Annotated in this window: 9 protein-coding genes and 1 pseudogene; all 10 read right to left on the minus strand. The window is 51.9% G+C overall.

Annotated features, from left to right (window positions below; genetic code table 11):
* On the minus strand, positions 1-518 hold a 518-nt coding region (locus Q7J88_RS14815), incomplete at its 3' end, for an FHIPEP family type III secretion protein (RefSeq protein WP_303723013.1).
* The gene (locus tag Q7J88_RS14820; protein ID WP_303723014.1) at positions 472-846 is read right to left on the minus strand and encodes a hypothetical protein; all 375 of its coding nucleotides are present in this window, start codon (positions 844-846) and stop codon (positions 472-474) included. The genes Q7J88_RS14815 and Q7J88_RS14820, both read right to left, overlap by 47 nt.
* On the minus strand, positions 843-1166 hold the full coding sequence (gene fliN / locus Q7J88_RS14825) for a flagellar motor switch protein FliN (protein WP_369682055.1): 324 nt from the start codon (positions 1164-1166) through the stop codon (positions 843-845). Before fliN ends, Q7J88_RS14820 begins: the two co-directional genes overlap by 4 nt.
* 3 nt (positions 1167-1169) lie before the next feature.
* Entirely contained in the window at positions 1170-2180 is a 1011-nt protein-coding gene (locus Q7J88_RS14830) for a flagellar motor switch protein FliM (RefSeq protein ID WP_303723016.1), read from the minus strand.
* 11 nt (positions 2181-2191) lie between these two features.
* Positions 2192-2683: a flagellar basal body-associated protein FliL gene (gene fliL, locus Q7J88_RS14835; RefSeq protein ID WP_303723017.1), complete on the minus strand. Its 492-nt coding sequence runs from the start codon at positions 2681-2683 to the stop codon at positions 2192-2194.
* Positions 2684-2737: 54 nt separating this feature from the next.
* Positions 2738-3475: a flagellar motor protein MotB gene (locus Q7J88_RS14840; RefSeq protein WP_303723018.1), complete on the minus strand. Its 738-nt coding sequence runs from the start codon at positions 3473-3475 to the stop codon at positions 2738-2740.
* 9 nt (positions 3476-3484) lie between these two features.
* The gene (locus Q7J88_RS14845; protein ID WP_303723019.1) at positions 3485-4252 is read right to left on the minus strand and encodes a motility protein A; all 768 of its coding nucleotides are present in this window, start codon (positions 4250-4252) and stop codon (positions 3485-3487) included.
* 522 nt (positions 4253-4774) lie between these two features.
* Entirely contained in the window at positions 4775-5281 is a 507-nt protein-coding gene (locus Q7J88_RS14850) for a MotE family protein (protein WP_303723020.1), read from the minus strand.
* Positions 5278-5718 (minus strand): flagellar export protein FliJ, encoded by a 441-nt coding sequence (gene fliJ, locus Q7J88_RS14855; RefSeq protein ID WP_303723021.1) that lies wholly within the window; start codon positions 5716-5718, stop codon positions 5278-5280. Before fliJ ends, Q7J88_RS14850 begins: the two co-directional genes overlap by 4 nt.
* A 26-nt stretch (positions 5719-5744) precedes the next feature.
* Positions 5745-6155: pseudogene (fliI, locus tag Q7J88_RS14860) on the minus strand (flagellum-specific ATP synthase FliI); the annotation flags it as partial.

The following is a 6155-nucleotide window of genomic DNA, read 5'->3' on the forward strand; positions in this document are numbered from 1 at the left end:
AATTGATCAGGATCTTGCACAACTGGTGCCCAATCGGCCAAAGTTTCTAAAATAGTTCTAATGTCCCGGACTGAAACCCCTTCGCGCAGCAGGTTTTGCAATACACGCATCACCACCCCGAGACTCAACAGGTTGGGAACCAGCTCCTCGACCAATTTGGGATATTCATTGGCTAGGTTATCAAGCAGGTTCTGGGTTTCCTGACGGCCGAGCAGTTCATGTCCATGCTTCTTGATCAGCTCGCTTAGGTGCGAGGCGACAACGGTCGTGTTATCGACCACGGTGTACCCGGAAATCTGCGCCCGCTCTTTCTTATCTTTGCTAATCCAAGTCGCTGGCAGCTGGAATGCCGGCTCAACGGTGTCGATCCCCTTAATGGTTTCGGTAGCCGTCCCGGAGTTCATCGCCAGGTAGAGACCGGGCAGCAGCTCGCCGCCACCAATCTTCACGCCTTTGAGAATGATGGCGTAATCATTTGGCTTTAGTTGCAGGATATCCTTGATATGAACAGGCGGCACGATAAAGCCCATGTCGAGAGCGAACTGTCTGCGCAGCGGCCAGCGGAATCAGGCCGTAACCGACCTCCATTTCAAGCAGATCGACCGATAGCATCCTCTCGTAATTCTCCTCTGTGAGCAGCTGTTGCTCCGGAGTTTCATTCGCCATCTCTTCACGCAGTGAAACCTCCTGCTTGCCTGCTGTACCCGGTAGGCCACGAAACCAACGATCAGCGACAAGACAAAGAATGGCAAGTTCGGCAAACCCGGTATCATCGCTCGGCCGCTCGGTGGCCAAAGCAACAACGGGGTATAACAGCAGAGCCAGACTGAGGATTCGCCTCTTCATCCGAGCTTCTCAATCCGTTCCGAGGGGCTGGCCACATCGGTCAGTCGTAGCCCGAACTTGTCGTTGACCACGACCGCTTCGCCGCGGGCAATCAAGCGGCCATTGACATAAAGATCTAGTGGCTCACCCGCCAGTTTGTCCAGCTCGATCTGAGATCCTTCCTGCATTTGCAACAGGTCGCGAACCAGAATCTTCGACCGGCCAACTTCTACCGAAACCTGCAATGGAATATCGAGCAGCAGATCAATCCCGCGCCCTTCCAGTTTGTCCTGTTCGATTGCTGACAGTTCCTGGCCTTTTGCTTGATTCACTTCATTCATCATCTATCCTCCGTGGGAAATCCGCCCCATAACGCGGATTGCCTTTTTACCACCTTGAACACCGGCCATTGCGTAGAATTTCGGTTGTCCCTCAACCATGACCTGCAACGAAACATCCGGGTTGCAATTCAGCTCAACCACATCGCCGACCTGAAAATTAAGAATATCTCGCACCCGCAGCGACAAGGTCGCCAGCTGCGCTTCAATTTCAAGCTTCATGAAATCAAGCTCTTCACAGACATTGTTGCGCCACTTGGTATTCTGCAATGCGCTGATCGGCACTGCTGTGTCCTGCTGCTGTCGCTGCAGCGGTTCAAGCGAGGCGTGTGGCAGAACTAGGGTGATGTTCCCCTCGAGGTTATCAATGGTCACCCTAAACTGAGCCGCGACCACACCGGCATCCGGCAACACAAAATTCAGCAGGCGCAAATTGCTGACCACCTTGACCAGTGAGGAATTGACCTCCTGCACCTGTTGGAAGCCTTTGTTCAGTTCGGAACAGGCAGAGGCAATGACGTCACGGATTACGTTCAGTTCAATAGCACTCATCGCCCGATTCAGTGCAGTGACCTGATGATCCGAAGAACCGCCGAGCACGATCTCCACCAGCGAGAAGGAGAGTTGCTCATCATAGATTGCCAGAGCGCCGCCACTGAGTGGTTCAAGCTGCAGAATACCGATTGCGCCGCGACCTGAGAGTCGCTGCAACAAGTCTCCGAAACTCATCGACTCCATGGCATCCAGTTTGACGCTGACCGCGCGCTGGAAACGGGTCGAAAGCGACATGGCATAGTTATGCGCAAAACTGTCGAGCACCAGGTCGAAATTGGCCAGTTTCCACCCCTCCGGACCTTCCGCCCGGAACAGATTGCACTCTTCGGCAACCAGCTTCTTCGGAACCCGACCAGCGGTATGAGCAGTTGGTTCAAGATGCTCCTTATCGATCTGGATCTCGCCGTGCCGAACAGCCGATAGCAGGTCGGCAATTTCATCTTTACTGAGTATCTTTTCCACGGAGCAAGCTCCTACTGGACCACAAAATCGGTGAAATAGATCCGTTTTACTTTGCCGTTGGCCAAGACACTGTTGATTCGATTGATCAACTCGGCCCGCAGCTGAATTTTGCCTTGCAAGTCCTGCAATTCGGGAAAGGTCTTGTTACCGACCAGCAACAGAATGGCATCCTTGATCTGCGGCATCCGCTCGCTCACTTCTGCCGCCGCCGTCGGCGTGTTCATTTCCAGGGTAATCGCGGCTTTCAGGTAACGACTCTCCTCATCATCGATGATATTGACGATAAAGGTGTCGATGTTGACCATCGGCCCTACCTGCCTGGACTGCTTCGCAAATTCAGCCTGTTCCTGTTCGGGGAAAATTTTCTTGTCCTCGCCCCCCAAGAACATGAAGACACCGACTCCCACGCCAATCAGTAACAACACCACGGCAACGATAATGATGCTCAGTTTATTTTTTGATCCACCAGTATCCGCTTGTTCTGCAGCATCTTTTTTGGCCATGTTCAATCCTTCCTTAAGTTCTGTGCGTCAAAATTACGCCACCAGAATCAACCATTAAAACGGTGTCTGCTCTCGGGCATCGATCAGGTACGGCAATTCCTGATCTGGATCCCCCTGACTTTCCAGTACAAACTCCACTCGCCGATTCAAGGCCCGCTCCCGGTCGCTGTTATTGGGAAACAACGGCTTTTGCGAACCGTAACCGGTCGCCGACATCCGGCTTAAAGGAACCAGTTGATTGGCGGCCAGAAATCGAAGTACCGATACTGCCCGCGCAACCGACAGATCCCAGTTGGCAAGCTCGTTACCGCGGTCGTCAGTATGCCCTTCAACCTTCATATTCAATGGCAACGGCCGGACCAGCACGGCAACCTTGCGCAACACCGGGTAGGCGTCGGCGCTGAGCTCACTTTGCCCAGAGGAGAAGAGAATCGCCTCATCGATCCGCAACACCACAGCACCCCGGTCCTTGACCAGCTTCACCTTCTCGTTAAGTTTCAATTCCTTCAACTTTGTTTTCAACCGCTGATAAACCCGGGAGGTGAAATCGTCATTAATCGGGGCGTAAGTAATCACCTGCGGCTTGGCTTGTTCCGCAGACTGGGTATTCGACAAAACCCCCTGCCCAAAAGCCGCGGAAATGGACTGACTGGCAGCTTGAAACTTGATCCGGTCCATACTAGCCATCGACAGCAGAAGCACGAAAAAGGTCAACAGCAGGGTCACCATATCGGAGAAGGTGACCATCCACATCGGTGCTCCAGAAGGTGGCTTTTTCTCTTTCTTCCTCATCAGTTGCCTTTACTTGCCGAAGTTGCTTTCCCGCTCAGCCGGGGAAACAAATGCATGCAACCGCTGCTCCATCAAGCGGGGGTTCTCGCCTTCGAGGATCGATTTCATTCCTTCGGTGATCAGAGTCTTGTTCAATACTTCACTGGCGGAACGAATCTTCAGTTTTCCGGCGATGGGAGTAGCAACAACATTGGCAATAATCGCGCCGTAGAAGGTTGTCAACAAAGCAAGTGCCATGGCCGGACCGATAGACGATGGATCACTCATGTTCTGCAGCATCTGCACCAGACCGATCAGGGTTCCGATCATCCCCATCGCGGGAGAAATAGCAGCAAAGGTGCTGAAAATCTCCTGCCCCTTATCATGCCGCTCCATTACATACTCGATCTCCTTTTCGAGCATGTCCCTGAGCGCCTCCGGCTCCTGTCCGTCAACCGCCATCTGCAACCCCTTGAGAAAAAAGTCATCCTCAATTTCGTTCATCACCGATTGCAGCGACAAGATCCCTTCCTTACGGGCCTTGCCAGCGTAGCTAATCAACTTGCTGATGGTTTCGGTAGGGGCGGTTGTTTTATGGAAAAATGCGTTGCGGGCAACTTTGATGGCCCCGAGGATATCCCGGTATGGGAAGTTGACAAATGCTGTCCCAACCGTTCCACCAATGACGATAATCATGGACGGAATATCGAAAAAGATCAGCAGCGATCCTCCCTGCATGATCGCGCTGATCATCAATCCAAAAGCGGCCACCAAACCGACTATTGTCGCTAAATCCATGCCTCATCCTTGATTATTATCGTGAATAGATCACGTCTAAAACTTAGTATCTCCTAACGGAAGAGCAATTTTCACGCCAGCCGCAGAAAAATCTGGATTTATTTTTTTACTTAAGTTTTTCAGCAGCTTAACGGCGAAAGAAAAAAAGTTTCCGGCTTTCAGACAAAAAAATGCCGCCCCCGAACAGGAGCGGCAAAACGTCATGTCATAATTTTGACCGTCTAGACTATCTCTTATTATTATCAGTACGGACTGTATAGTGTCCGTCTGTCTAAAAACGCAAAGCCCTATACAGCAGGTTCAGAGGGGATTGAAATCATAATTCAGATCCTAACTGAGCATAAAAGTGTTATTTTTTAGACAACTGCAAACCAATTTAAGGGGGTTACGTGACGGCAAAAATTAACACTTTTATGATTTTTGACTTGTCAAATTTATGGCCAGTAAATTGCTCAGAGCGGTTCGATCTCTCAGGCACTGGGAACGGATTCTGTGAATCGCCTGATTTTGTTGTAGCCGGAGCTAGTAACCCGAATTATCATCTACCGGTATGTCGGTAAAAGCCTTGCTCAGTTCGGTTGCGGATTCCGTGTCAAGGTTGTTGAGAATCTGACCGGCGGTTTTTTGCCTGATACCGCTCAGCAGCTCGACAGCTAGTTGTTGATCGAGCTCTTTGAGCAGACGAGCCGCCTTGGCGGGTTCCATCTTCTCGTAAATCTTGCTCAGCTCGTCAACCCGGCGACCCTCCTCTTCCTTTTTTCGATTCAGCAGATTCATTAGCTCTTCTCTTAGTTGCTGCATCGCCGAGAGTTTCTTATCGACCTCCTCCTGCAGAGTCTTTAGCTGCATTTCGCGACTGTCGAGTTCCGCTTCTCGCTCATCCAGTTTCTCGTATTCCCGTTCGATGGAAACCAGGATACGTCGCTCCTCGACAGATTGGATCTGCTGTTCATCGACCAAACTTTGCCCCAAGGCCGACGCCACAGCCCCAAACAGTATCAGCACGATCAGGATGATTCGAGCACTCATGGCAGATCTCCCTTATTGCGGAGGCTGATCTCATCCAGCATCTCCCGCTCCTTGCGGTTCAATTCCTTTAAATACTCAGCGTCCTGCTTCTTTTTCAGCTTTTCCATCACTTGTCTGTCCCGTGCCTTGGCCAACAACTCTTCACGCTCAGCGACAATCCGCCGGTCAAGAAACGCCGGTTGCTGCTGAAGTTGGGCCATCAGCTTACCACCGTGCTGAATCGACACCTCGAACAGTTCCATCTCGGCAATGGTGAGGCGGTCCTGCTGTCGCTCTCGCAACTCAGCATCATGCTGCTGTAACCGTTCATAATGCCTCTTCAATTCAGCTTCCAGCTCACTTTTTTCCTGCAGGCTGGAGGTCAACGCCTGCCGTGCCTGCTCCTCCAAGATCTGGCGGTAATTGAGCACCGATTGGAATTTGAACTTTTTCGCCATTATTTTATTCGCTCCTAGCGTGGATCCTACCGCCGGTCCTGAACCAGCGTAGCCAGTTGCTCAAGGGCGGTATCCAGATCAACGGCGTCATCCATTCCCTGGCGCAGAAACTCGATGATCGCCTCAATGCGCGAGATTGCGTAATCGGTCTTGCCGTTGCTCCCTTCGACATAGGCCCCGATATTGATCAGATCCTCGGCATCTTTGTACGTTGCCATGATCTCCCGTACCCGACCGTTGAGCTGCATGTGCTCGGAGCTGACGATGTCGCGCATGACCCGGCTGGTTGAGCGAAGGATGTCGATGGCGGGAAAGTGGTTGCGCGCGGCCAGATCGCGGGAGAGAACTATGTGACCGTCGAGAATCGAGCGAACCGCATCAGCTATCGGCTCGCTCATGTCGTCCACTTCGACCAGCACCGTGTACAGACCGGTGAT

The sequence above is a fragment of the Malonomonas rubra genome (assembly GCF_003247215.1).
Classification (GTDB): domain Bacteria; phylum Desulfobacterota; class Desulfuromonadia; order Desulfuromonadales; family Geopsychrobacteraceae; genus Malonomonas; species Malonomonas rubra_A.

Coding starts and splice junctions, on each gene's coding strand:
- Q7J88_RS14850 (WP_303723020.1), bottom strand. CDS start 5,281: ATGAGTGCTCGAATCATCCTGATCGTGCTGATACTGTTTGGGGCTGTG.
- fliN (WP_369682055.1), bottom strand. CDS start 1,166: ATGAATGAAGTGAATCAAGCAAAAGGCCAGGAACTGTCAGCAATCGAA.
- fliJ (WP_303723021.1), bottom strand. CDS start 5,718: ATGGCGAAAAAGTTCAAATTCCAATCGGTGCTCAATTACCGCCAGATC.
- Q7J88_RS14820 (WP_303723014.1), bottom strand. CDS start 846: ATGAAGAGGCGAATCCTCAGTCTGGCTCTGCTGTTATACCCCGTTGTT.
- Q7J88_RS14840 (WP_303723018.1), bottom strand. CDS start 3,475: ATGAGGAAGAAAGAGAAAAAGCCACCTTCTGGAGCACCGATGTGGATG.
- Q7J88_RS14845 (WP_303723019.1), bottom strand. CDS start 4,252: ATGGATTTAGCGACAATAGTCGGTTTGGTGGCCGCTTTTGGATTGATG.
- fliL (WP_303723017.1), bottom strand. CDS start 2,683: ATGGCCAAAAAAGATGCTGCAGAACAAGCGGATACTGGTGGATCAAAA.